The sequence below is a fragment of the Paraburkholderia sp. J7 genome (assembly GCF_905220155.1).
Taxonomy (GTDB): domain Bacteria; phylum Pseudomonadota; class Gammaproteobacteria; order Burkholderiales; family Burkholderiaceae; genus Paraburkholderia.
The window spans coordinates 21,824-47,991 of the sequence record NZ_CAJMYZ010000040.1 but is presented as its reverse complement, the minus strand read 5'-3'; the positions used below and the strand labels follow the sequence as shown (position 1 = coordinate 47,991).

General features: G+C 60.6%; 23 protein-coding genes and 4 tRNA genes. All 27 read left to right on the top strand.

Translation table 11 applies throughout. From position 1 onward, the window contains the following. Positions 1–139 precede the first annotated feature (139 nt). The 27 genes from U5A58_RS38280 (at position 140) to rpsC (ending at position 26,168) form a co-directional block, all read left to right on the top strand. A tRNA-Tyr gene (locus U5A58_RS38280) sits at positions 140–225 on the top strand. Between the two features lie 54 nt (positions 226–279). Continuing rightward, positions 280–353, top strand: a tRNA-Gly gene (locus U5A58_RS38275). A 32-nt stretch (positions 354–385) separates the two neighbouring features. Continuing rightward, a tRNA-Thr gene (locus U5A58_RS38270) sits at positions 386–460 on the top strand. Between the two features lie 109 nt (positions 461–569). Then, the gene (gene tuf, locus U5A58_RS38265) at positions 570–1,760 is read left to right on the top strand and encodes an elongation factor Tu (protein WP_028371383.1); all 1,191 of its coding nucleotides are present in this window, start codon (positions 570–572) and stop codon (positions 1,758–1,760) included. A gap of 70 nt (positions 1,761–1,830) precedes the next feature. Continuing rightward, positions 1,831–1,906: transfer RNA gene (locus tag U5A58_RS38260), tRNA-Trp, on the top strand. A gap of 37 nt (positions 1,907–1,943) precedes the next feature. Continuing rightward, entirely contained in the window at positions 1,944–2,324 is a 381-nt protein-coding gene (secE, locus tag U5A58_RS38255) for a preprotein translocase subunit SecE (protein ID WP_321917529.1), read from the top strand. Position 2,325: 1 nt separating this feature from the next. Continuing rightward, complete coding sequence (gene nusG / locus U5A58_RS38250) at positions 2,326–2,883, top strand: transcription termination/antitermination protein NusG (protein ID WP_028208939.1); 558 nt, start codon at positions 2,326–2,328, stop codon at positions 2,881–2,883. Positions 2,884–3,074: 191 nt separating this feature from the next. Further along, on the top strand, positions 3,075–3,506 hold the full coding sequence (gene rplK / locus U5A58_RS38245; protein ID WP_027797945.1) for a 50S ribosomal protein L11: 432 nt from the start codon (positions 3,075–3,077) through the stop codon (positions 3,504–3,506). Next, positions 3,507–4,202 carry a 50S ribosomal protein L1 gene (rplA, locus tag U5A58_RS38240; protein ID WP_042272956.1) on the top strand — a complete coding sequence of 232 codons (696 nt, stop codon included), beginning with the start codon at positions 3,507–3,509 and terminating at the stop codon, positions 4,200–4,202. 310 nt (positions 4,203–4,512) lie between these two features. Next, positions 4,513–5,010: a 50S ribosomal protein L10 gene (gene rplJ / locus U5A58_RS38235; RefSeq protein WP_069269335.1), complete on the top strand. Its 498-nt coding sequence runs from the start codon at positions 4,513–4,515 to the stop codon at positions 5,008–5,010. 75 nt (positions 5,011–5,085) lie between these two features. Beyond that, complete coding sequence (rplL, locus tag U5A58_RS38230; RefSeq protein ID WP_027821097.1) at positions 5,086–5,460, top strand: 50S ribosomal protein L7/L12; 375 nt, start codon at positions 5,086–5,088, stop codon at positions 5,458–5,460. A 376-nt stretch (positions 5,461–5,836) separates the two neighbouring features. Then, positions 5,837–9,943, top strand: coding sequence for a DNA-directed RNA polymerase subunit beta (rpoB, locus tag U5A58_RS38225; RefSeq protein ID WP_321965174.1), 4,107 nt, complete (start codon positions 5,837–5,839; stop codon positions 9,941–9,943). Positions 9,944–9,964: 21 nt separating this feature from the next. After that, positions 9,965–14,215: a DNA-directed RNA polymerase subunit beta' gene (gene rpoC, locus U5A58_RS38220; RefSeq protein ID WP_321939843.1), complete on the top strand. Its 4,251-nt coding sequence runs from the start codon at positions 9,965–9,967 to the stop codon at positions 14,213–14,215. A gap of 249 nt (positions 14,216–14,464) precedes the next feature. After that, positions 14,465–14,794 (top strand): hypothetical protein, encoded by a 330-nt coding sequence (locus tag U5A58_RS38215; protein ID WP_321965173.1) that lies wholly within the window; start codon positions 14,465–14,467, stop codon positions 14,792–14,794. Positions 14,795–14,990: 196 nt separating this feature from the next. Beyond that, positions 14,991–16,838, top strand: coding sequence for a DNA helicase RecQ (recQ, locus tag U5A58_RS38210; protein ID WP_321965172.1), 1,848 nt, complete (start codon positions 14,991–14,993; stop codon positions 16,836–16,838). A 266-nt stretch (positions 16,839–17,104) separates the two neighbouring features. Then, on the top strand, positions 17,105–17,485 hold the full coding sequence (gene rpsL, locus U5A58_RS38205) for a 30S ribosomal protein S12 (protein WP_124154012.1): 381 nt from the start codon (positions 17,105–17,107) through the stop codon (positions 17,483–17,485). 188 nt (positions 17,486–17,673) lie between these two features. Next, on the top strand, positions 17,674–18,144 hold the full coding sequence (gene rpsG, locus U5A58_RS38200) for a 30S ribosomal protein S7 (RefSeq protein WP_158758793.1): 471 nt from the start codon (positions 17,674–17,676) through the stop codon (positions 18,142–18,144). 147 nt (positions 18,145–18,291) lie between these two features. Continuing rightward, positions 18,292–20,394, top strand: a complete 2,103-nt coding sequence (gene fusA, locus U5A58_RS38195) for an elongation factor G (protein WP_321917543.1) — start codon at positions 18,292–18,294, stop codon at positions 20,392–20,394. Positions 20,395–20,478: 84 nt separating this feature from the next. Beyond that, on the top strand, positions 20,479–21,669 hold the full coding sequence (gene tuf, locus U5A58_RS38190) for an elongation factor Tu (RefSeq protein WP_028371383.1): 1,191 nt from the start codon (positions 20,479–20,481) through the stop codon (positions 21,667–21,669). 137 nt (positions 21,670–21,806) lie between these two features. Continuing rightward, complete coding sequence (gene rpsJ / locus U5A58_RS38185) at positions 21,807–22,118, top strand: 30S ribosomal protein S10 (RefSeq protein ID WP_017777154.1); 312 nt, start codon at positions 21,807–21,809, stop codon at positions 22,116–22,118. Positions 22,119–22,316: 198 nt separating this feature from the next. Beyond that, the gene (gene rplC, locus U5A58_RS38180; RefSeq protein ID WP_028222628.1) at positions 22,317–22,976 is read left to right on the top strand and encodes a 50S ribosomal protein L3; all 660 of its coding nucleotides are present in this window, start codon (positions 22,317–22,319) and stop codon (positions 22,974–22,976) included. Next, on the top strand, positions 22,976–23,596 hold the full coding sequence (rplD, locus tag U5A58_RS38175; protein ID WP_321965171.1) for a 50S ribosomal protein L4: 621 nt from the start codon (positions 22,976–22,978) through the stop codon (positions 23,594–23,596). Before rplC ends, rplD begins: the two co-directional genes overlap by 1 nt. Next, entirely contained in the window at positions 23,593–23,907 is a 315-nt protein-coding gene (gene rplW, locus U5A58_RS38170) for a 50S ribosomal protein L23 (RefSeq protein WP_028206513.1), read from the top strand. The genes rplD and rplW overlap by 4 nt, the downstream gene beginning before the upstream one ends. A gap of 2 nt (positions 23,908–23,909) precedes the next feature. Next, on the top strand, positions 23,910–24,737 hold the full coding sequence (gene rplB / locus U5A58_RS38165; protein WP_321917547.1) for a 50S ribosomal protein L2: 828 nt from the start codon (positions 23,910–23,912) through the stop codon (positions 24,735–24,737). Between the two features lie 10 nt (positions 24,738–24,747). Next, a complete protein-coding gene (gene rpsS, locus U5A58_RS38160; protein WP_027797286.1) occupies positions 24,748–25,023 on the top strand; it encodes a 30S ribosomal protein S19 in 276 nt (91 codons plus the stop codon). Between the two features lie 12 nt (positions 25,024–25,035). After that, positions 25,036–25,365 carry a 50S ribosomal protein L22 gene (gene rplV, locus U5A58_RS38155; protein WP_004199272.1) on the top strand — a complete coding sequence of 110 codons (330 nt, stop codon included), beginning with the start codon at positions 25,036–25,038 and terminating at the stop codon, positions 25,363–25,365. An 11-nt stretch (positions 25,366–25,376) separates the two neighbouring features. Next, on the top strand, positions 25,377–26,168 hold the full coding sequence (gene rpsC / locus U5A58_RS38150) for a 30S ribosomal protein S3 (RefSeq protein ID WP_027797287.1): 792 nt from the start codon (positions 25,377–25,379) through the stop codon (positions 26,166–26,168).

Genomic DNA, 26,168 nt, shown 5'->3' with positions numbered 1-26,168 from the left:
CTACAAGCGAAACCCCGGCCCTAAAAAGCCGGGGTTTTTGCTTTTTCGCTCTCCCTATAAGTGAGAGCGTTGTGGGATCGACGCCGAACAAAGTGCTTGACACGATTCGGATGTTCCCCCATAATCATCAGTTCTCTACGGAGGGGTGCCCGAGTGGCTAAAGGGGGCAGACTGTAAATCTGTTGGCTTACGCCTACGTTGGTTCGAATCCAACCTCCTCCACCAGAATTCAGCTGTAGTAAGTGTCGGGCCGGCAGCAGCACCAAGCCGGCGAACCTCGCGGGTGTAGCTCAATGGTAGAGCAGAAGCCTTCCAAGCTTACGACGAGGGTTCGATTCCCTTCACCCGCTCCAGCGAAGCAATAAAGCGGTTCAGAGCAGTTTTCGCCCATGTGGCTCAGTGGTAGAGCACTCCCTTGGTAAGGGAGAGGTCGGCAGTTCGATCCTGCCCATGGGCACCAGCCGGTATCTAGCGGGCCTCAGAAGCCCCGCATCGAGCAGGCAGCAGCAAGCCAGTGATTGTTTGCGCGCCCCGCGCAACGTACGGAAAAATCCTCTTAGGAGTCGAAAATGGCCAAGGGTAAGTTTGAGCGGACCAAGCCGCACGTGAACGTGGGCACGATCGGTCACGTTGACCACGGCAAGACCACGCTGACGGCAGCGATCACGACGGTTCTGACCGCGAAGTTCGGCGGCGAAGCCAAGGCGTACGACCAGATCGACGCAGCGCCGGAAGAAAAGGCACGTGGTATTACCATCAACACCGCGCACGTCGAGTACGAAACGGCTAACCGCCACTACGCACACGTCGACTGCCCGGGCCACGCTGACTACGTGAAGAACATGATCACGGGCGCGGCACAGATGGACGGCGCAATCCTGGTGTGCTCGGCCGCTGACGGCCCGATGCCGCAAACGCGTGAGCACATCCTGCTCGCCCGTCAGGTTGGCGTGCCTTACATCATCGTGTTCCTGAACAAGTGCGACATGGTCGACGACGCCGAGCTGCTCGAGCTGGTCGAAATGGAAGTGCGCGAACTCCTGTCGAAGTACGACTTCCCGGGCGACGACACGCCGATCATCAAGGGTTCGGCCAAGCTGGCGCTGGAAGGCGACAAGGGCGAACTGGGTGAAGTGGCGATCATGAACCTGGCCGACGCACTGGACACGTACATCCCGACGCCGGAGCGTGCAGTTGACGGCGCGTTCCTGATGCCGGTGGAAGACGTGTTCTCGATCTCGGGTCGCGGCACGGTGGTGACGGGTCGCGTTGAGCGCGGCATCGTGAAGGTCGGCGAGGAAATCGAAATCGTCGGTATCAAGCCGACGGTGAAGACGACCTGCACGGGCGTGGAAATGTTCCGCAAGCTGCTCGACCAGGGTCAGGCAGGCGACAACGTGGGTATCCTGCTGCGCGGCACGAAGCGTGAAGACGTGGAGCGTGGCCAGGTTCTGGCCAAGCCGGGTTCGATCACGCCGCACACGCACTTCACGGCTGAAGTGTACGTGCTGAGCAAGGACGAAGGCGGTCGTCACACGCCGTTCTTCAACAACTACCGTCCGCAGTTCTACTTCCGTACGACGGACGTGACGGGCTCGATCGAGCTGCCGAAGGACAAGGAAATGGTCATGCCGGGCGACAACGTGTCGATCACGGTGAAGCTGATCGCTCCGATCGCGATGGAAGAAGGTCTGCGCTTCGCAATCCGCGAAGGCGGCCGTACCGTCGGCGCCGGCGTGGTTGCAAAGATCATCGAGTAAGTTTTTGCCAGTCTCGTTGATCGACTAAGTGGTTTCGGGGTTGGCGATGCCGCCAACCCCAAAATGGTTTAGGGGTATAGCTCAACTGGCAGAGCGTCGGTCTCCAAAACCGAAGGTTGGGGGTTCGATTCCCTCTGCCCCTGCCAACTTCTCGCGCTTCGGCGCGTTGTTCTTTAAGGTGTTATGGCGAATCCTTCCGTCGAAACTGTTAATACTTCCAGCGACAAGCTGATGCTTGCAGTGGGCGTATTGTTGGTTGTGGCCGGGTTCGTAGGGTTCTACTGGCTCGGTAGCCAGGAGTGGTATGTCCGCGGTGCAGCGCTCGCAGTGGGCGTGATCGCGGGGGTGGTAGTCGGTCTTCTCTCGGCGCCCGGCAAGAGCTTCATCGCATTTGCCAAAGACTCGTACAAGGAAGTTCGCAAGGTCGTCTGGCCGACTCGCAAAGAGGCCACGCAAACGACGCTGGTGGTCTTCGGTTTTGTGCTGGCAATGGCCATCATTCTGTGGGTTTGCGACAAGTCCATCGAGTGGGTGATTTTCTCGGCGATTCTGGGTTGGAAATGATATGAGCGATACACCGGCATCCCCGAGCGGAAAACGTTGGTATGTGGTGCACGCCTACTCCGGCATGGAGAAGAGCGTGCAACGTGCGCTTCAAGAGCGCATCGAACGTGCTGGCATGCAAGACAAGTTTGGCCAGATCCTCGTTCCGACTGAAGAAGTGGTCGAGGTGAAGGGTGGTCACAAATCAGTGACCGAACGTCGTTTCTTCCCGGGCTATGTCCTGGTTGAGATGGAAATGACGGACGAAACGTGGCACCTCGTGAAGAACACGGCCAAGGTGACCGGTTTTGTCGGCGGGGCGCGTAATCGCCCGAGCCCGATTTCGCCGCGCGAAGTCGAAAAGATCATGTCGCAGATGCAGGAAGGCGTTGAGAAGCCGCGCCCCAAGACCCTGTTCGAAGTCGGCGAGATGGTCCGCGTGAAGGAAGGTCCGTTCACGGACTTCAACGGCAGCGTCGAAGAAGTCAACTACGAAAAGTCGCGCGTCCGGGTCTCCGTCACCATTTTCGGTCGCGCCACACCGGTCGAACTCGAATTCGGCCAGGTCGAAAAGCTGTAAATCGAATACTACGGATCGCGCCTCTGGTGCGGTCCGTTTTTCCGCGCTTACGGTCCGCGTTATGGCCGTAGAGGAGCGCCAGTAGTCCAGTCGGCTGTAGATGTCGCCAAAGCAGTTGGCACAGCGAAGATTGTGGCGAACGCGCGCTACCACTCACCAGAACGCTCACGCGTTCCAAAGAGGTTTTCAACATGGCAAAGAAAATCATCGGCTTTATCAAGCTGCAGATTCCTGCAGGTAAAGCCAATCCGTCGCCGCCGGTCGGCCCGGCACTGGGTCAACGCGGCCTGAACATCATGGAGTTCTGCAAGGCGTTCAACGCGCAGACTCAAGCCATGGAACCGGGTCTGCCGGTTCCGGTCGTGATCACGGCATTCGCGGACAAGAGCTTCACGTTCATCCTGAAGACGCCGCCGGCTACGGTTCTGATCAAGAAGGCAGCGAAGGTCGACAAGGGTTCGGCCAAGCCGCACACCGACAAGGTCGCTACGATTACCCGCGCGCAAGCCGAGGAAATCGCAAAGACCAAGATGCCGGACCTCACGGCAGCCGATATGGACGCAGCGGTCCGCACGATCGCTGGTAGCGCCCGCTCGATGGGCATTGTCGTGGAGGGCGTGTAAATGGCTAAGGTTTCCAAGCGTCAAAAGGCACTGGCTGCCAAGATCGACCGCCAGAAGCAATACCCGATCGGCGACGCACTGTCGCTCGTGAAGGAATGCGCCACGGCGAAGTTCGACGAGTCGATCGACGTTGCAGTGCAGCTCGGCATCGATGCGAAGAAGTCGGACCAGGTCGTTCGTGGTTCGGTCGTTCTGCCCGCAGGTACCGGCAAGTCGGTCCGCGTTGCAGTGTTCGCGCAAGGTGAAAAGGCTGAGCAAGCCAAGGCAGCAGGCGCTGAGATCGTCGGTATGGAAGACCTCGCCGAGCAGATCAAGGGCGGCAACCTGAACTTCGACATCGTGATCGCTTCGCCGGACACGATGCGCGTTGTCGGTACGCTCGGTCAGATCCTCGGCCCGCGTGGCCTCATGCCGAACCCGAAGGTCGGCACCGTGACGCCGGACGTGGCGACTGCGGTCAAGAACGCGAAGGCTGGTCAGGTGCAATTCCGTGTCGACAAGGCCGGTATCATCCACGCGACCATCGGCCGTGCATCGTTCGAGCCGACCGCGCTGCGCAGCAACCTGGACGCGCTCCTCGACGCGCTGACCAAGGCGAAGCCGGCAACGAGCAAGGGCGTGTACCTGCGCAAGATCGCTGTCTCGAGCACGATGGGCGTTGGCGTTCGCGTCGACCAAACGTCGCTCGCAGCGTAATAGTTTCGCCGCGCTGAGGTTTGAAAGAACAGCAGCGCGGATTTAAAGGGCTTTGGGCGGTTGTGCAGCGGCAGCATGCGCGGTGCAACCGGTTGTCAAAGACCGTTGGCGGAGGTGCAGCAGTTGGGTGCTTCCTTAATGCAAAGCCAACGCAGATGGCGAACCCGAAAAGGTTTTGAAGTGCTGATGTGAGCGGATGCAGGCGGCAACGCCTGAAGATGCAAACTGATTTACTCCGGACTGGTCGGTCGCCGTTGTTGAACGCGGCACATGTAGCGAAAGCAAAGTGTGTCGAATCTGGAGGTTAACCGTGCCACTGAACAAAGAAGGTAAGCAGGCCGTCGTGGCTGAGGTCTCCGCGCAAGTCGCGAAGGCTCAGACCATGGTGCTGGCCGAGTATCGTGGAATCGCGGTTGGCGATCTGACCAAGCTGCGCGCGAAAGCGCGTGAGCAGCAGGTGTACCTGCGCGTGTTGAAGAACACGCTGGCGCGTCGCGCTGTCGAAGGTACCCCGTTTGCTCCGCTGGCAGAGCAGATGACTGGCCCCCTGATCTACGGCATCTCGGAAGATGCAATTGCTGCTGCGAAGGTCGTCAATGACTTCGCGAAGGGCAATGACAAGTTGGTCATCAAGGCTGGTTCCTACGAAGGCAAGGTGATGGACGTGGCAGGCGTGCAAGCGCTGGCCAACATCCCGAGCCGCGAAGAACTGCTCTCGAAGCTGCTGTTCGTTATGCAAGCTCCTGTTTCCGGCTTCGCGCGTGCTCTGGCCGCGCTGGCGGAGAAGAAGCAAGCAGAAGCCGCCTGATTTCAGGCAGGCGAACGAGCAAGAGCGAGCGAAGATCGCTAGCTGTTTCCGAATTCAAATCTGGAGTAATTTCAAATGGCAATCGCAAAAGAAGACATCCTCGAAGCCGTTGGCTCGATGTCGGTTCTCGAACTGAACGAACTGGTCAAGGCATTCGAAGAGAAGTTTGGCGTGTCGGCAGCTGCTGTGGCAGTCGCTGGCCCGGCAGGCGGCGGCGCTGCTGCTGCTGCTGAAGAGCAGACCGAATTCACGGTCAACCTGCTTGAAGCAGGCGCGAACAAGGTTTCGGTCATTAAGGCCGTTCGTGAACTGACGGGTCTCGGCCTGAAGGAAGCGAAGGACCTGGTCGACGGTGCACCGAAGCCCGTGAAGGAAGCGGTGCCCAAGGCTGCTGCTGAAGAAGCGAAGAAGAAGCTGGAAGAAGCCGGCGCGAAGGCTGAAATCAAGTAAGTTTCAGCGCGCTGTGCGAAGGCTGGCGGTTTTTACACCGCCGGCCTTTTTGTGCTTTGTGGGTTCTGCGTTTTTGTGTTCGATTTTTTAGAAGTCGGAGGCGGAATGCGGGACCTAGAAGCCAAAGAAAAACGTCTTTCGCCGGGTGAAAGCCTCAAGGGCACCATCTGGGCGCACGACGCTTCTCTTTGTCTTCTGAAGCGACTGCAGAAGGCAAGTTTGGTCGGGCAGCGGGCAAGTTATGACAAGCCGAAATCCGTTGCCGTCAGCCAGCGGTTGGTAGAGGCCAACCACCAAGCTTCCAGGGCTCGCGAAGCCATCGGGTCTCAGTCGGTGAACACTCGGGTCGTCCTACCCGCCGTGATTCGGAGATCGTATGCACTATTCCTTCACCGAGAAGAAGCGTATTCGCAAGAGTTTCGCGAAACGCCCCATCGTTCACCAGGTTCCTTTCCTGCTGGCTACCCAGCTTGAATCATTCAGCACATTCCTGCAAGCAGAAACGGCGACCGCACAACGCAAACCGGAAGGTCTGCAGGCAGCGTTTTCGTCCGTTTTTCCTATTGTTTCCCATAACGGCTTTGCTCGTCTAGAGTTCGTCAGCTACATGCTGTCGTCGCCGGCATTCAACATCAAGGAATGCCAGCAACGCGGTTTGACGTACTGCTCGGCGCTGCGCGCCAAGGTCCGTCTCGTCCTGCTCGACAAGGAATCGCCGAGCAAGCCGGTCGTGAAGGAAGTGAAGGAGCAGGAAGTGTACATGGGCGAAATTCCGCTCATGACGCCGACCGGTTCGTTCGTTATCAACGGCACCGAGCGTGTCATCGTCTCGCAGCTGCACCGCTCGCCTGGCGTGTTCTTCGAACACGACAAGGGCAAGACGCACAGCTCGGGCAAACTGCTTTTCTCGGCTCGTATCATTCCTTACCGCGGTTCGTGGCTCGATTTCGAGTTCGACCCGAAGGACGTGCTGTACTTCCGTGTGGACCGTCGCCGCAAGATGCCGGTCACGATCCTGCTGAAGGCTATCGGCCTCACGCCGGAACAGATCCTCGCGAACTTCTTCGTGTTCGACAACTTCACGCTGATGCCGGAAGGCGCGCAGATGGAGTTCGTGCCGGAGCGTCTGCGCGGTGAAGTCGCGCGCTTCGACATCAGCGATCGCGAAGGCAAGGTCATCGTCCAGAAGGACAAGCGGATCAACGCGAAGCACATCCGCGACCTCGAAAACGCGAAGACCACCTACATTTCGGTCCCCGAAGATTATCTGCTCGGCCGCGTTCTCGCGAAGAACGTCGTCGATGGCGACACGGGCGAAGTGATCGCGAACGCGAACGACGAGATCACGGAAAGCGTGCTCGAGAAGCTGCGCGAAGCGAAGATCAAGGACATCCAGACGCTCTACACGAACGATCTGGACCAGGGTCCGTACATCTCGTCGACGCTGCGTATCGACGAAACCGCCGACAAGATGGCCGCGCGCATCGCGATCTACCGCATGATGCGTCCGGGCGAGCCGCCGACCGAAGAAGCGGTCGAGGCGCTGTTCAACCGCCTGTTCTACAGCGAAGAAGCGTACGACCTCTCGAAGGTGGGTCGTATGAAGTTCAACCGCCGCGTGGGCCGTGACGAAATCGTCGGCCCGATGACGCTGCAGGACGACGACATTCTCGCGACCATCAAGATCCTCGTCGAACTGCGCAACGGCAAGGGCGAAGTGGACGACATCGACCACTTGGGCAACCGTCGCGTGCGTTGCGTGGGCGAGCTCGCGGAAAATCAATTCCGCGCGGGTCTCGTGCGCGTCGAACGCGCAGTGAAGGAACGCCTCGGCCAGGCCGAAAGCGAAAACCTGATGCCGCACGACCTGATCAACTCGAAGCCGATTTCGTCGGCGATTCGCGAGTTCTTCGGTTCGTCGCAGCTGTCGCAGTTCATGGACCAGACCAACCCGCTCTCGGAAATCACGCACAAGCGTCGTGTTTCCGCACTGGGCCCGGGCGGTCTGACGCGTGAGCGCGCAGGCTTCGAAGTCCGCGACGTGCACCCGACCCACTATGGCCGCGTGTGTCCGATTGAGACGCCGGAAGGTCCGAACATTGGTCTGATCAACTCGCTCGCTCTGTACGCGCACCTGAACGAATACGGCTTCCTCGAAACGCCGTATCGCAAGGTCGTGGACAGCAAGGTGACCGACCAGATCGACTACCTGTCGGCGATCGAAGAAGGCCGTTACGTGATCGCTCAGGCGAACGCGGCAGTGGCCGAAGACGGCACGCTGACCGACGAACTCGTCTCGTCGCGTGAAGCGGGCGAAACGCTGATGGTCACGCCGGACCGCATCCAGTACATGGACGTGGCGCCGTCGCAGATCGTCTCGGTTGCAGCCTCGCTGATTCCGTTCCTCGAGCACGATGACGCGAACCGCGCACTGATGGGTTCGAACATGCAGCGTCAGGCCGTGCCTTGCCTGCGTCCGGAAAAGCCGGTCGTCGGTACGGGTATCGAGCGCACGGTTGCGGTCGACTCGGGCACGACGGTTCAGGCGCTGCGTGGCGGTGTCGTGGACTACGTCGACGCAGGCCGTATCGTGATTCGTGTGAACGACGACGAAGCGGTTGCGGGTGAGGTTGGTGTCGATATCTACAACCTGATCAAGTACACGCGTTCGAACCAGAACACGAACATCAACCAGCGTCCGATCGTGAAGATGGGCGACAAGGTTGCGCGCGGCGACGTGCTGGCTGACGGCGCATCGACCGATCTGGGCGAGCTCGCGCTCGGCCAGAACATGCTGATCGCGTTCATGCCGTGGAACGGCTACAACTTCGAAGACTCGATCCTGATCTCGGAGAAGGTGGTGGCGGACGACCGTTACACGTCGATCCACATCGAAGAACTGAATGTCGTTGCACGCGACACGAAGCTCGGACCGGAAGAAATCACGCGCGACATCTCGAACCTCGCAGAAGTGCAGCTTGGCCGTCTCGACGAGTCGGGCATCGTGTACATCGGCGCGGAAGTCGAAGCGGGCGACGTGCTCGTGGGCAAGGTCACGCCGAAGGGCGAAACCCAGCTCACGCCGGAAGAAAAGCTGCTGCGCGCGATCTTCGGCGAGAAGGCTTCGGACGTGAAGGACACGTCGCTGCGCGTGCCCTCGGGCATGAGCGGCACGGTCATCGACGTGCAGGTGTTCACGCGTGAAGGCATCCAGCGCGACAAGCGTGCACAACAGATCATCGACGATGAACTGAAGCGCTATCGCCTCGACCTGAACGACCAGCTGCGTATCGTGGAAGGCGACGCGTTCCAGCGTCTCGCACGTATGCTCGAAGGCAAGGTCGCGAACGGCGGTCCGAAGAAGCTCGCGAAGGGCACGAAGATCGAGCGCGCGTACCTCGAAGACCTGGATCACTACCACTGGTTCGACATCCGCCTCGCGGACGAAGAAGCAGCGGCGCAGCTCGAAGCGATCAAGAACTCGATCGAAGAGAAGCGTCACCAGTTCGATCTGGCTTTCGAAGAAAAGCGCAAGAAGCTCACGCAAGGCGACGAACTGCCGCCGGGCGTGCTGAAGATGGTCAAGGTGTACCTCGCGGTGAAGCGCCGTCTGCAGCCTGGCGACAAGATGGCAGGCCGTCACGGTAACAAGGGTGTGGTGTCGAAGATCGTTCCGATCGAAGACATGCCGTACATGGCCGACGGCCGTCCGGCAGACGTCGTGCTGAACCCGCTCGGCGTCCCGTCACGGATGAACGTGGGTCAAGTTCTCGAAGTGCACCTCGGTTGGGCCGCGAAGGGTCTGGGCTGGCGTATTGGCGAAATGCTCGCGCGTCAGACGAAGGTTGCAGAGCTGCGTGAGTTTCTCACGAAGATCTACAACGAATCGGGCCACAAGGAAGACCTCGACAGCTTCAGCGACGACGAGATCCTCGAACTCGCGAAGAACCTGCGCGAAGGCGTGCCGTTCGCAACGCCGGTGTTCGACGGTGCGACCGAAGAGGAAATGTCGAAGATGCTCGACCTGGCGTTCCCGGACGAGATCGCGACGAACCTCGGCATGACGCCCTCGAAGAACCAGGTGCGTCTGTACGACGGCCGCACGGGCGAGATGTTCGAGCGTACGGTCACCGTGGGCTACATGCACTACCTGAAGCTGCACCACCTTGTCGACGACAAGATGCACGCGCGTTCGACGGGTCCGTACTCGCTCGTGACGCAGCAGCCGCTGGGTGGTAAGGCGCAATTCGGTGGTCAGCGCTTCGGTGAAATGGAAGTGTGGGCGCTCGAAGCGTATGGCGCTTCGTATGTGCTGCAGGAAATGTTGACGGTGAAGTCCGATGACGTGACGGGCCGGACGAAGGTGTACGAAAACCTCGTCAAGGGCGACCACGTGATCGACGCGGGCATGCCGGAATCCTTCAATGTGCTGGTGAAGGAAATCCGCTCGCTCGGCATCGACATCGACCTCGACCGCAACTAATCGGACTACGGAGAGAAGGCAATGAAAGCTCTGCTCGATCTATTCAAGCAAGTCCAACAAGAAGAAGTTTTTGACGCGATCAAGATCGGTCTGGCCTCGCCGGACAAGATCCGTTCGTGGTCGTTCGGCGAAGTGAAAAAGCCGGAGACCATCAACTACCGCACGTTCAAGCCGGAGCGGGATGGTCTGTTTTGCGCGAAGATTTTTGGTCCGATCAAGGACTACGAATGCCTTTGCGGCAAGTACAAGCGCCTGAAGCACCGTGGCGTGATCTGCGAGAAGTGCGGCGTGGAAGTCACGCTCGCCAAGGTGCGTCGCGAACGCATGGGCCACATCGAGCTGGCCTCGCCGGTCGCTCACATCTGGTTCCTGAAGTCGCTGCCGTCGCGTCTGGGCATGGTGCTCGACATGACGCTGCGCGACATCGAGCGCGTGCTGTACTTCGAAGCATACGTGGTGATCGAACCGGGCATGACGCCGCTGAAGGCGCGGCAGATCATGACCGAAGAGGATTACTACAACAAGGTCGAAGAGTACGGTGACGAATTCCGCGCTGAAATGGGCGCGGAAGGCGTGCGCGAGCTGCTGCGTGCGATCAACATCGACGAACAGGTCGAGACGCTTCGCACGGAGCTTAAGAACACCGGCTCGGAAGCGAAGATCAAGAAGTACGCGAAGCGCCTGAAGGTGCTCGAGGCCTTCCAGCGTTCGGGCATCAAGCCCGAATGGATGGTGCTCGAAGTGCTGCCGGTGCTGCCGCCCGAACTGCGTCCGCTCGTGCCGCTGGACGGTGGCCGCTTCGCGACCTCGGACCTGAACGACCTGTATCGCCGCGTCATCAACCGTAACAACCGTCTGAAGCGTCTGCTCGAGCTGAAGGCGCCGGAGATCATCGTCCGCAACGAAAAGCGGATGCTCCAGGAAGCGGTTGACTCGCTGCTCGACAACGGCCGTCGCGGCAAGGCGATGACGGGCGCGAACAAGCGTCCGCTGAAGTCGCTCGCCGACATGATCAAGGGTAAGGGCGGCCGCTTCCGTCAGAACCTGCTGGGCAAGCGCGTGGACTACTCGGGCCGTTCGGTCATCGTGGTGGGTCCGACGCTCAAGCTGCACCAGTGCGGTCTGCCGAAGCTGATGGCGCTCGAACTCTTCAAGCCGTTCATCTTCAACAAGCTGGAAACGATGGGCGTTGCCACGACCATCAAGGCTGCGAAGAAGGAAGTCGAGAACCAGACGCCGGTCGTGTGGGACATCCTCGAAGAGGTGATCCGCGAGCATCCGGTCATGCTCAACCGTGCGCCGACGCTGCACCGTCTTGGCATTCAGGCTTTCGAGCCGGTGCTGATCGAAGGTAAGGCAATCCAGCTGCACCCGCTCGTTTGCGCGGCGTTCAACGCCGACTTCGACGGTGACCAGATGGCTGTGCACGTTCCGCTGTCGCTCGAAGCGCAGATGGAAGCGCGTACGCTCATGCTCGCGTCGAACAACGTCCTGTTCCCGGCCAACGGCGATCCGTCGATCGTGCCGTCGCAGGATATCGTGCTCGGCCTGTACTACGCCACGCGTGAAGCGATCAACGGCAAGGGCGAAGGCATGACGTTCACGGGCGTGTCGGAAGCACTGCGCGCCTACGAGAACAAGGAAGTCGAGCTGGCCTCGCGCGTGAACGTGCGTATTACCGAAATGGTCCATAACGAGGACAAGTCGGAAGGCGCACCGGCATTCGTGCCGAAGATCACGCTGTACGCGACCACGGTCGGCCGCGCGATCCTCTCGGAAATCCTGCCGCCGGGCCTGCCGTTCACGGTGCTGAACAAGCCGCTGAAGAAGAAGGAAATCTCGCGTCTGATCAACACCGCGTTCCGCAAGTGCGGTCTGCGTGAAACGGTGATCTTCGCCGACCAGCTGATGCAGTCGGGCTTCCGCCTTGCAACGCGCGCCGGTATTTCGATCTGTGTGGACGACATGCTCGTGCCGCCGCAGAAGGAAACCATCGTCGGCGACGCCGCGAAGAAGGTGAAGGAGTACGACCGTCAGTACATGTCGGGTCTCGTCACCGCGCAAGAACGCTACAACAACGTGGTCGACATCTGGTCGGCAACGTCGGAAGCGGTCGGCAAGGCGATGATGGAGCAGCTCGCGACGGAACCGGTCATCGACCGCGACGGCAAGGAAACGCGTCAGGAATCGTTCAACTCGATCTACATGATGGCCGACTCGGGCGCGCGGGGTTCCGCGGTCCAGATCCGTCAGCTGGCGGGTATGCGCGGTCTGATGGCGAAGCCGGACGGCTCGATTATCGAAACGCCGATTACCGCGAACTTCCGCGAAGGTCTGAACGTGTTGCAGTACTTCATCTCGACCCACGGTGCACGTAAGGGTCTGGCTGATACGGCACTGAAGACCGCGAACTCGGGTTACCTGACGCGTCGTCTCGTCGACGTCACGCAGGATCTCGTGGTCGTCGAGGAAGATTGCGGCACGTCGAACGGCGTGGCGATGAAGGCCCTCGTGGAAGGCGGTGAAGTCGTCGAAGCGCTGCGCGACCGTATTCTCGGCCGTGTGGCGGTGGCGGACGTCGTCAATCCTGAAACCCAGGAAACGATCTACGCTTCGGGCGACCTGCTCGACGAAGACGCAGTCGAAACGATCGAAAGCCTCGGCATCGACGAAGTGCGCGTGCGCACGCCGCTGACCTGCGAAACGCGTTACGGCCTGTGCGCATCGTGCTACGGCCGCGACCTGGGTCGTGGCTCGCGCGTGAACGTCGGCGAAGCTGTCGGCGTGATCGCAGCACAGTCGATCGGCGAACCGGGCACGCAGCTCACGATGCGTACGTTCCACATCGGTGGTGCGGCATCGCGTGCGGCAGTGGCCTCGTCGGTGGAAGCCAAGTCGAACGGTACCGTGCGCTTCACGGCGACGATGCGTTACGTCACGAATGCTAAGGGCGAGCAAGTCGTCATTTCGCGTTCGGGTGAAGCCATCATCGCCGACGATCACGGCCGCGAGCGCGAGCGTCACAAGGTGCCGTACGGCGCGACGCTGCTGCAGCTCGACGGCGCGGCGATCAAGGCCGGCACGCAGCTCGCAACGTGGGATCCGCTCACGCGCCCGATCATCACCGAGTACGGCGGTACGGTGAAGTTCGAGAACGTCGAAGAAGGCGTGACCGTGGCCAAGCAGATCGACGACGTCACGGGTCTGTCGACCCTCGTCGTGATCGACGTGAAGCGCCGCGGTTCGCAGGCTGCGAAGAGCGTGCGTCCGCAGGTCAAGCTGCTCGACGCGAACGGCGACGAAGTGAAGATCCCGGGCACGGAGCACTCGGTGCAGATCGGCTTCCAGGTCGGCGCACTGATCACCGTGAAGGACGGTCAGCAAGTGCAGGTCGGTGAAGTGCTCGCACGTATCCCGACCGAAGCGCAGAAGACGCGTGACATTACCGGTGGTCTGCCGCGTGTGGCGGAACTGTTCGAAGCACGTTCGCCGAAGGACGCAGGTATCCTGGCGGAAGTCACGGGTACGACGTCGTTTGGTAAGGACACGAAGGGCAAGCAGCGTCTCGTTATCACGGACCTCGAAGGCAATCAGCACGAGTTCCTGATCGCGAAGGAAAAGCAGGTGCTGGTCCACGACGGTCAGGTCGTCAACAAGGGCGAAATGATCGTGGACGGCCCGGCCGATCCGCACGACATCCTGCGTCTGCAGGGTATCGAAGCGCTGTCGCGTTACATCGTGGACGAAGTGCAGGACGTGTACCGTCTGCAGGGCGTGAAGATCAACGACAAGCACATCGAAGTGATCGTGCGTCAGATGCTGCGTCGTGTGCAGATCACCGACAACGGTGATACGCGCTTCATTCCGGGCGAGCAGGTCGAGCGTTCGGACATGCTGGACGAAAACGACAAGATGAACGCCGAGGACAAGCGCCCGGCAACGTACGAGAACGTGCTGCTCGGTATTACGAAGGCATCGCTCTCGACCGACTCGTTCATCTCGGCGGCATCGTTCCAGGAAACGACGCGCGTGCTGACCGAAGCGGCGATCATGGGCAAGCGCGACGATCTGCGTGGCCTGAAGGAAAACGTGATCGTCGGTCGTCTGATTCCGGCCGGTACGGGTCTCGCCTTCCACAAGGCGCGCCGTGCGAAGGAATCGTCGGATCGCGAGCGTTTCGACCAGATCGCAGCGGAAGAAGCGTTCGAGTTCGGTACGCCGGAAACCCCGGCCGCCGAGCAGCCGCAACAGCCGCATACGACGGACGAGTAAGCCAGGGGCGGTGCAAGCCGCCTTGTGCCTCGGGCTGACGTGCCCTCGCAAAAGCCGCCCGGTATTCACCGGGCGGCTTTTTTTATTTGCGCTGGTGTTTGCCCGCTCGCGGCTGCGGCCTCGTGCCGCAGTGCCGGCCCGCTCGCTGCGCGCATCGGTCAGGCGTGCTAACGTAGCGCGCCAAGTCCGCCTGTGTGGGTCTTTTCGTACGACGCTGGCGGCATTTTTCTGAATCTGGAGGCGGTAATCATGTGGGTGGTCGGGGTCGGTCTCATCCTGAATCTGGTGGCGTGTGTCGCCAGCTTTTCGCAGCTACTGCATCACGTCAGCAATCAATCTGCGGCGAACTTCTTCGCGACCTTCCTCGTGATGTGGGCGTTCCTGATCATCGGTTTCATCATGTTGCTGGCGCGCCGGGCCACGGGCGGCGCCGCGCTGCTCACGGTCGGCTCGTTGATGTTCGTCGGCGCCAACTTCGTGCTCTTCGGGGCCGGCGTATTCGCGATCGTGGCCGCGATTGTGGCCGTTGTGACGATCGTCGGTGCAGTGCGCATCGCGCGCGGGCGTCAAGCCGCCTGACTATCTCCGTTTCACCCTGATTGTCTGCGCTCGCGGCATGCGCGCGCAGCCCTCAGGGGCTCTTGTTTCCCGCTGGGTAACGGCCTTCGAATCCGGTACAGTGCCTCGACCTTTCGGCTAACGTTGCTTGAAGTGCGGTTTGAAGAGCGCCGCGGTTGGTAGAATGCGCCGACCGCTTCAGAATCCCGTGCCCTTCATGTCCCGCTCCCTCGAAATCCTCAACGAAGTCTTCGGCTATCCCGCGTTTAGAGGGCAGCAAGCCGAAATCGTCGAGCACGTCGCAGGGGGGGGCGATTCGCTGGTGCTCATGCCTACCGGCGGCGGCAAATCACTCTGCTACCAGATTCCGGCACTTGTGCGGCACGAAGCCGGTCTAGGGGCCGGCATCGTCGTGTCGCCGCTCATCGCGCTCATGCAGGACCAGGTGGCCGCGCTCACGGAAGTGGGCGTGCGCGCCGCGTATCTCAATTCGACGCTCACCGGCGCCGAAGCCGCGGCTACCGAGCGAGCGCTGCGTGAAGGCGACCTCGACCTGCTTTACGTCGCACCCGAGCGCCTCATGACGCCGCGCTTTCTCGACTTGCTCGAGCGCACGCGCATTGGGCTCTTTGCGATCGACGAAGCGCATTGCGTCTCGCAATGGGGCCACGACTTCCGGCCCGAATACATCCAGCTCTCGGTGCTGCACGAACGCTTTCCGAACGTGCCGCGCATTGCGCTCACGGCGACGGCCGACGCCATCACGCGCGACGAAATTGCGCACCGCCTCGCGCTCGACGACGCACGCGTGTTCGTCTCGAGCTTCGACCGGCCGAACATCCGCTACCGCATCGCCGAAAAGGACAACGCGCGCTCGCAGCTGCTCGACTTCATCCGCGCGGAGCACACGCGCGCCGACGGTACGACGGATGCGGGCGTCGTGTATTGCCTCTCGCGCCGTAAGGTCGAAGAAACAGCGGAGTGGTTGAAAGGGCAGGGGCTGCGTGCGCTGCCGTATCACGCGGGCATGGAATTCGAGGTGCGCCAGAAGCACCAGGAGCTGTTCCAGCGCGAGGAGGGCGTGGTGATGTGCGCCACCATCGCATTCGGTATGGGCATCGACAAGCCGGACGTGCGTTTCGTCGCGCATCTGGATTTGCCCAAGAGCGTGGAAGGCTACTACCAGGAAACCGGCCGCGCGGGGCGCGACGGGCTGGCGGCCAATGCGTGGATGGCTTACGGCCTTGGCGATGTGGTACAGCAGCGCAAGATGATCGACGAGTCCGAAGCCGACGAGCAGCACAAGCGCGTGCAGACGGGCAAGCTCGACGCGCTGCTCGGCTTGTGCGAAACGGCCTCGTGCCGGCGCGTGCGGCTGCTCGCGTACTTCGGCGAGGAGAGCAAGCCATGTGGCAACTGCGACACGTGCCTCGAGCCGCCCGCCACCTGGGATGCGACGCGTGAAGCGCAAATGGCGCTCTCATGCGTGTTCCGCGCGCAGCGCGCGAGCGGCTTCAACTTCGGCGCCGGCCATCTGATCGACATCCTGCGCGGCAACCGCAACGAGAAGATCCTGCAGCGCGGGCACGAGAAAATCTCCACCTTCGGCATCGGCTCGGCGCTTTCGGAGCCGGAGTGGCGCGCAATCTTCCGGCAACTGGTGGCGTTCGGTTATCTCACCGTCGACCACGACGGCTATGGTTCGCTCGTGCTCACCGAGGCGAGCAAGCCGGTCCTCAAGGGTGAGCAGAACGTTACGATGCGCCGCTACGTGAAGCCCACGCGTACGCGCACGTCGTCGAGCCGCACGAGCGAGCGCGCCGATCCGACCCTTGGCATGAGCCCGCGTCAGCGCTCGCGCTGGGAGCGCCTGCGCCTTTGGCGCACCGAAACCGCGAAAAGCGAGGGCGTGCCGGCCTACGTCATCTTCCACGACGCCACGTTGGCGGAAATCGCGCGCAACGGGCCGGAGTCAGTGGACGATTTGCGGGACATTCCGGGTATCGGCGCGCGCAAACTCGAGCGCTTCGGCGAGGAACTCGTCGAGGTCGTTGGCGACGAATAAGGCGAGGCGCTCCCACCGGGTATTGCGGGCGCCGCCGGATTGTCACGCCGCTGTCACTTCTTCCGTCGTCCGAAATGTCGCAAGCCGTTGACTCGCTTGGTATTTTCGGAATATCATGCTGGGTTCCGGTCTTTGGGATGTGCGTGCTCGTCGATTGATTTGACGAAAACTAACATCGAATACCCAATTCCGGAGTTCGATGCGCGTGCGTTTCCGCTTTGCCCGGAAATAAATGCGTCGATTTTGTTCAATTTCAGGAATAAACAATGCCAACCATCAATCAACTGGTTCGCAAAGGCCGCGCTTCGGAAGCTTCGAAGAGCAAGTCGCCGGCCCTGCAGGACTGCCCTCAGCGTCGCGGCGTGTGCACCCGTGTGTACACGACGACGCCGAAGAAGCCGAACTCGGCACTCCGTAAGGTCGCCAAGGTGCGCCTGACGAACGGCTTCGAAGTCATTTCGTACATCGGTGGTGAAGGCCACAACCTGCAGGAACACTCGGTCGTGCTGATCCGCGGCGGCCGTGTGAAGGACTTGCCGGGTGTGCGTTACCACATGGTTCGTGGCTCGCTGGATACCCAGGGCGTCAAGGATCGTAAGCAGGCTCGTTCGAAGTACGGCGCAAAGCGCGCCAAGGCTGCGAAGTAAGAGTCAGGTGTCGTCGCGCTCGCGAGAGTGCAGGCGATAAAAGCGACAGGTGCCGGATTGGCCGGTGCTGTCGAGTAAGTGGTCACCCGACCAGGCTGGTAAGTCGTAATGGATGAATCGGGTTAGTTGGTGGCCGCGGAGCGCAAGGGATTCACCCGCGCTTCAACTGAAAAGTTAAAGGAAGAAACATGCCGCGTCGTCGCGAAGTCCCCAAGCGGGAAATATTGCCGGATCCGAAGTTCGGCAACGTTGATGTAGCCAAGTTCATGAACGTGCTGATGCTCTCCGGCAAGAAGTCGGTTGCCGAGCGTATCGTGTACGGCGCTTTCGAACAGATCCAGACCAAGGGTGGCAAGGACCCGCTGGAAGTGTTCACTGTCGCACTCAACAACGTGAAGCCGGTGGTGGAAGTGAAGAGCCGCCGCGTTGGTGGTGCGAACTATCAGGTTCCGGTCGAAGTGCGCCCCTCGCGTCGTATGGCATTGGCGATGCGTTGGCTGCGTGAAGCCGCGAAGAAGCGCAGCGAGAAGTCGATGGCTCTGCGTCTGGCAGGTGAACTCACCGAAGCGGCCGAAGGCCGTGGCGGCGCGATGAAGAAGCGCGACGAAGTTCACCGGATGGCAGAAGCGAACAAGGCGTTCTCGCACTTCCGCTTCTAAGAGAAAGCCCCTACCGGGGTTTGCTCGAAAAACGGAAAAAATTCCGGGCGGGTGCGCTTATCAAGCGCCTCGCCCGTTTGTGTTCAGGCGCGTTGGGATCAACCCGGTCGGGATGACCCGGCGCGCACCTCCCGATAGAGGATCAAAGTGGCTCGCAAGACTCCTATCGAGCGCTACCGTAACATCGGTATTAGCGCTCACATCGACGCCGGCAAGACGACGACGACCGAGCGCATTCTGTTTTACACCGGCGTGAACCACAAGATTGGTGAAGTTCACGACGGCGCCGCAACCATGGACTGGATGGAGCAGGAACAGGAGCGTGGCATCACGATCACGTCCGCTGCTACGACCGCGTTCTGGAAGGGCATGGGCGGCAACTACCCCGAGCACCGCATCAACATCATCGACACCCCGGGCCACGTTGACTTCACGATTGAAGTCGAGCGCTCGATGCGCGTGCTCGACGGCGCGTGCATGGTCTACTGCGCAGTGGGCGGCGTGCAGCCGCAGTCGGAAACGGTGTGGCGTCAGGCGAACAAGTACAAGGTTCCCCGTCTCGCGTTCGTCAACAAGATGGACCGTACCGGCGCGAACTTCTTCAAGGTCTACGACCAGCTGAAAACGCGTCTGAAGGCGAATCCGGTTCCGGTCGTGGTGCCGATCGGCGCGGAAGACACGTTCACTGGCGTGGTCGACCTGATCAAGATGAAGGCGATCATTTGGGACGAGGCCTCGCAAGGCACGAAGTTCGACTACGTCGACATCCCGGCTGAACTCGTTGACACGTGCAACGAGTGGCGCGAGAAGATGATCGAGTCGGCGGCTGAAGCCAGCGAAGAGCTGATGGAGAAGTACCTCGGCGGCGAAGAGCTCACGGAAGCGGAAGTCGTCAAGGCACTGCGCGACCGTACGATCGCGTGCGAAATCCAGCCGATGCTGTGCGGCACCGCGTTCAAGAACAAGGGCGTGCAGCGCATGCTCGACGCCGTGATCGACTTCCTGCCGTCGCCGGTGGATATTCCCCCGGTCAAGGGCGAACTCGAAAACGGCGAAGTGGCAGAGCGCCGCGCAGCCGACGACGAGAAGTTCGCAGCACTCGCGTTCAAGATCATGACCGACCCGTTCGTTGGTCAGCTGATCTTCTTCCGCGCGTACTCGGGCATCGTCAACTCGGGCGACACCGTGCTGAACTCGACCAAGGGCAAGAAGGAACGCCTCGGCCGTATTCTGCAAATGCACGCGAACAACCGCGAAGAAATCAAGGAAGTTCGTGCCGGCGACATCGCTGCTGCTGTCGGCCTGAAGGAAGCGACCACGGGTGACACGCTGTGCGACCCGCAGAACCCGATCATCCTGGAACGCATGGTGTTCCCGGAGCCGGTGATTTCGCAGGCCGTCGAGCCGAAGACGAAGCCTGACCAGGAAAAGATGGGCATCGCCCTGAACCGCCTGGCGCAGGAAGACCCGTCGTTCCGCGTCCAGACGGACGAAGAATCGGGCCAGACCATCATTTCGGGTATGGGCGAGCTCCACCTCGAAATTCTGGTTGACCGCATGAAGCGCGAATTCGGCGTGGAAGCGACCGTCGGCAAGCCGCAGGTTGCCTACCGTGAAACGATCCGCGCCACGGCGAAGGACGTGGACGGCAAGTTCGTCAAGCAGTCGGGTGGTCGCGGCCAGTACGGTCACGCGGTCATCACGCTCGAGCCGAACGAGCAGGGCAAGGGCTACGAGTTCCTCGACGAGATCAAGGGCGGTGTGATTCCGCGCGAATACATCCCGGCGGTGGACAAGGGTATCCAGGACACGCTGAAGGCAGGCGTGCTGGCGGGCTTCCCGGTCGTCGACGTCAAGGTTCACCTGACGTTCGGTTCGTACCACGACGTTGACTCGAACGAAAATGCGTTCCGCATGGCCGGTTCGATGGCGTTCAAGGAAGCGATGCGCAAGGCGCAGCCGGTCATCCTCGAACCGATGATGGCTGTTGAAGTCGAAACGCCGGAAGACTACATGGGCAACGTGATGGGCGACCTGTCGGGCCGTCGCGGTATCGTCCAGGGCATGGAAGACATGGTTGGCGGCGGCAAGATCGTTCGCGCCGAAGTGCCGCTGTCGGAAATGTTCGGCTACTCGACGTCGCTGCGCTCGCTGACGCAAGGTCGTGCAACGTACACGATGGAATTCAAGCACTACGCAGAAGCACCGCGTAACGTGGCCGACGCGATCATCAGCGCGAAGGCGAAGTAAGCATCGGCGCATAAGCGGATCGGGCGTGAGTTCGGTCCGCATCGCTCAGTCACCGATTCACCACTTTTTTGAAAGAAGAGAAACATGGCAAAAGGTAAATTCGAACGGACCAAGCCGCACGTGAACGTGGGCACGATCGGTCACGTTGACCACGGCAAGACCACGCTGACGGCAGCGATCACGACGGTTCTGACCGCGAAGTTCGGCGGCGAAGCCAAGGCGTACGACCAGATCGACGCAGCGCCGGAAGAAAAGGCACGTGGTATTACCATCAACACCGCGCACGTCGAGTACGAAACGGCTAACCGCCACTACGCACACGTCGACTGCCCGGGCCACGCTGACTACGTGAAGAACATGATCACGGGCGCGGCACAGATGGACGGCGCAATCCTGGTGTGCTCGGCCGCTGACGGCCCGATGCCGCAAACGCGTGAGCACATCCTGCTCGCCCGTCAGGTTGGCGTGCCTTACATCATCGTGTTCCTGAACAAGTGCGACATGGTCGACGACGCCGAGCTGCTCGAGCTGGTCGAAATGGAAGTGCGCGAACTCCTGTCGAAGTACGACTTCCCGGGCGACGACACGCCGATCATCAAGGGTTCGGCCAAGCTGGCGCTGGAAGGCGACAAGGGCGAACTGGGTGAAGTGGCGATCATGAACCTGGCCGACGCACTGGACACGTACATCCCGACGCCGGAGCGTGCAGTTGACGGCGCGTTCCTGATGCCGGTGGAAGACGTGTTCTCGATCTCGGGTCGCGGCACGGTGGTGACGGGTCGCGTTGAGCGCGGCATCGTGAAGGTCGGCGAGGAAATCGAAATCGTCGGTATCAAGCCGACGGTGAAGACGACCTGCACGGGCGTGGAAATGTTCCGCAAGCTGCTCGACCAGGGTCAGGCAGGCGACAACGTGGGTATCCTGCTGCGCGGCACGAAGCGTGAAGACGTGGAGCGTGGCCAGGTTCTGGCCAAGCCGGGTTCGATCACGCCGCACACGCACTTCACGGCTGAAGTGTACGTGCTGAGCAAGGACGAAGGCGGCCGTCACACGCCGTTCTTCAACAACTACCGTCCGCAGTTCTACTTCCGTACGACGGACGTGACGGGCTCGATCGAGCTGCCGAAGGACAAGGAAATGGTCATGCCGGGCGACAACGTGTCGATCACGGTGAAGCTGATCGCTCCGATCGCGATGGAAGAAGGTCTGCGCTTCGCAATCCGCGAAGGCGGCCGTACCGTCGGCGCCGGCGTGGTTGCAAAGATCATCGAGTAAATCGAGTAGAATACTCGGCTTGCTCTAGAAGTTGATGTACCCTGGGACCACCTTGCGGCGCCTTGCCGCGGGGTGGTCCTGCGCTCTTTATATCGTCTGGCGGCGCAAGTCCGCCTCGCTCTTTTCAAGGAATTGTCATGCAGAACCAAAAAATCCGTATCCGTCTGAAGGCTTTCGACTACCGTCTGATCGACCAGTCGGCCGCTGAAATCGTCGATACGGCGAAGCGCACGGGCGCCATCGTCCGCGGTCCGGTGCCGCTGCCGACGCGTATCCAGCGTTTCGACATTCTGCGTTCGCCGCACGTCAACAAGACGTCGCGCGACCAGCTCGAAATCCGCACCCACCTGCGCCTGATGGACATCGTCGACCCGACGGACAAGACTGTTGACGCGCTGATGAAGCTGGACCTCCCGGCTGGCGTGGACGTCGAAATCAAGCTGCAGTAAGAGTCTCCAGCGCTGTCAGATTCTCTGGCGGCGCTAAGTCTTTGATTGCTTGCGGAAAACGAGAAAGGACGTTATACTTGACGTCTTTTCGCGCGTTTGCGCAAAAAATCGGTGTGACTTTTCTGGCCTTTACCCGGAAAACGCGCCGGTACTTTGTAAATTAGCCCCGACCAATCGCAGTCGGGAATGGAGAAAACGATGAGCCTTGGACTCGTAGGTCGCAAGGTTGGCATGACGCGTATCTTCACGGCTGACGGGGATTCGATTCCCGTGACCGTGCTGGACGTGTCCGACAACCGCGTGACGCAGATCAAGACTGTTGAAACCGACGGCTACACGGCCGTGCAGGTTGCTTTCGGCACTCGCCGCGCATCGCGCGTGACGAAGCCGCTCGCAGGTCATCTCGCCAAAGCTGGCGTTCAAGCCGGTGAAATCCTCAAGGAATTCCAGATCGACGCCGCTAAGGCCGCCGAACTGTCCGCTGGCGCTGTGATCGGTGTGGAACTCTTCGAAGAAGGCCAGAAGATCGACGTGCAAGGCACCTCGATCGGTAAGGGCTACGCCGGTACCATCAAGCGTTACAACTTCGCTTCGGGTCGTGCTTCGCACGGTAACTCGCGCTCGCACAATGTGCCGGGCTCGATCGGTATGGCGCAGGATCCGGGTCGTGTTTTCCCGGGTAAGCGCATGACCGGTCACATGGGTGACGAAACCGTGACGGTGCAAAACCTCGAAATCGCCCGTATCGACGCAGAGCGCAAGCTGCTGCTCGTGAAGGGTGCTGTCCCGGGTGCAAAGGGCGGCAAGGTTTTCGTGACGCCGGCTGTCAAGGCCCGCGCCAAGAAAGGAGCGCAATAATGGAACTGAAGCTCCTGAACGCTAATGGTCAGGAAGGCGCAGCAGTCAACGCATCGGACGTCGTGTTCGGTCGTGATTACAACGAAGCGCTGATCCACCAGATCGTTATCGCCTACCAGGCGAACGCACGCAGCGGTAACCGCGCGCAGAAGGACCGCGAACAGGTCAAGCACACCACCAAGAAGCCGTGGCGTCAGAAGGGTACGGGCCGCGCTCGTGCCGGTATGTCGTCGAGCCCGCTGTGGCGTGGCGGTGGTCGCATCTTCCCGAATTCGCCGGAAGAAAACTTCTCGCACAAGGTCAACAAGAAGATGCATCGCGCAGGTCTCTGCTCGATCTTCTCGCAGCTGGCCCGCGAAGGCCGCATCTCGGTCGTGGAAGAGCTCTCGCTCGAAGCGCCGAAGACGAAGCTGCTGGCCGAAAAATTCAAGGCCATGGGTCTCGAATCCGTGCTGGTCATCACCGACACGGTCGACGAGAACCTGTTCCTGGCGTCGCGCAACCTGCCCCACGTGGCAGTCGTTGAGCCGCGCTTTGCCGACCCGCTCTCGCTGATCTACTTCAAGAAGATCCTGATCACGAAGGCAGCGGTCGCCCAGATCGAGGAGTTGCTGTCATGAGCGAGATTCGCAAGAACGATCATCGTTTGATGCAGGTCCTGCTCGCACCGGTGATCTCCGAAAAGGCGACGCTGGTTGCGGAGAAGAACGAACAAGTCGTCTTCGAAGTCGCGCCGGACGCGAACAAGCAGGAAGTCAAGGCTGCTGTCGAGCTGCTGTTCAAGGTGGAAGTCGAGTCCGTCAACGTGCTGGTCCAGAAGGGTAAAGCCAAGCGCTTTGGCCGCTTCAACGGCAAGCGCAAGGACGTGAAGAAGGCGTATGTCTGCCTGAAGCCCGGCCAGGAAATCAACTTTGAAGCGGAGGCCAAGTAATCATGGCAATCGTGAAAGTTAAGCCGACCTCGCCGGGTCGCCGCGCGATGGTCAAGATCGTCAACAAGGACCTCCATAAGGGTGCGCCGTTCGCAGCGCTGCTCGAAAAGAAGTCCTCGAAGGCCGGTCGTAACAACAACGGTCGTATCACGACGCGTCACCAGGGTGGTGGTCACAAGCAGCACTACCGCGTGATCGATTTCCGTCGCAACAAGGACGGTATCGCAGCGAAGGTCGAGCGTCTCGAGTACGACCCGAACCGTAGCGCGAACATCGCGCTGGTTCTGTACGCAGACGGCGAGCGCCGCTACATCATCGCGCCGAAGGGCGTGGCGGTTGGTGCGCAGCTGATGTCGGGTTCGGAAGCGCCGATCAAGGCAGGCAATGCACTGCCGATCCGCAACATTCCGGTCGGTACGACGATCCACTGCATCGAAATGCTGCCGGGCAAGGGCGCGCAGATCGCGCGTTCGGCTGGTACGTCGGCAATGCTGCTGGCACGTGAAGGCATCTACGCGCAGGTTCGTCTGCGTTCGGGTGAAATCCGTCGCGTGCACGTTGAGTGCCGCGCAACGATCGGTGAAGTCGGCAACGAAGAGCACAGCCTCCGTCAAATCGGTAAGGCTGGCGCGAACCGCTGGCGCGGTATCCGCCCGACGGTCCGTGGCGTTGCAATGAACCCGGTCGACCACCCGCACGGTGGTGGCGAAGGCAAGACTGCGGCTGGTCGCGACCCGGTGAGCCCGTGGGGCACGCCGACGAAGGGCTATCGCACCCGCAGCAACAAGCGCACGACGAGCATGATCGTCCAGCGCCGTCACAAGCGTTAAGGAGTAGGCAATGGCACGTTCTATTAAGAAAGGTCCGTTCTGCGACGCCCATTTGCTGAAGAAGGTTGAGGCGGCTGCAGCTACGCGCGACAAGAAACCGATCAAGACCTGGTCGCGTCGTTCGACGATCCTGCCGGACTTCATCGGCCTGACGATCGCCGTTCATAACGGCCGTCAACACGTTCCGGTGTATGTCACGGAAAACATGGTCGGCCACAAGCTTGGCGAGTTCGCACTGACCCGTACGTTCAAGGGTCACGCAGCCGACAAGAAGGCCAAGAAATAAGGGGCAATCAAGATGGAAGTGAAGGCAATTCATCGCGGTGCCCGCATCTCGGCGCAGAAGACGCGCCTTGTGGCTGACCAGATCCGCGGTCTGCCGGTCGACAAGGCACTGAACGTTCTGACGTTCTCGCCGAAGAAAGCGGCTGGCATCGTGAAAAAGGTTGTGCTCTCGGCGATCGCAAACGCGGAACACAACGAAGGTGCTGACATCGACGAGCTCAAGATCAAGAGCATCTACGTCGACAAGGCAGCTTCGCTGAAGCGTTTCACCGCGCGCGCCAAGGGCCGCGGCAACCGCATCGAGAAGCAATCCTGTCACATCACTGTGACGGTCGGGAATTAAGGAGCCATACGATGGGACAGAAAATTCATCCGACTGGCTTCCGTTTGGCCGTCAGCCGCAATTGGGCTTCGCGTTGGTACGCGAACAACAACAATTTCGCGGCGATGTTGAAGGAAGACATCGGTGTTCGTGAATACCTGAAGAAGAAGCTGAAGAACGCTTCGGTGGGCCGTGTTGTGATCGAGCGTCCGGCAAAGAACGCTCGCATCACGATTTACAGCTCGCGCCCGGGTGTGGTGATCGGCAAGAAGGGCGAGGACATCGAACTCCTCAAGGCCGAACTCCAGAAGCGCATGGGCGTTCCGGTTCACGTGAACATCGAAGAAATCCGCAAGCCGGAAACCGATGCTCAACTGATCGCCGATTCGATCACGCAGCAGCTCGAGCGCCGCATCATGTTCCGTCGCGCAATGAAGCGCGCGATGCAGAACGCAATGCGTCTGGGTGCCCAGGGCATCAAGATCATGAGCGCCGGCCGTCTGAACGGTATCGAAATCGCACGTACCGAGTGGTACCGCGAAGGTCGAGTGCCGCTTCACACGCTGCGTGCTGACATCGACTACGCAACCTCGGAAGCGAAGACGACGTACGGCATCATCGGCGTGAAGGTTTGGGTCTACAAGGGCGACACGCTCGGCCGCAACGACGCACCGGTGGTGGAAGAAGTCGCCGAAGAAAAGCGTCCGCGCCGCAACGCGCGCCCGGGCGATCGTCGTCCGCGCCGTGATGGCGAAGGTGCACCGGGTGCCCGTCGTGGCGCACCGCGCCGTGGCGCCGGCGGTGACGGCAAGAGTGGAGAATAA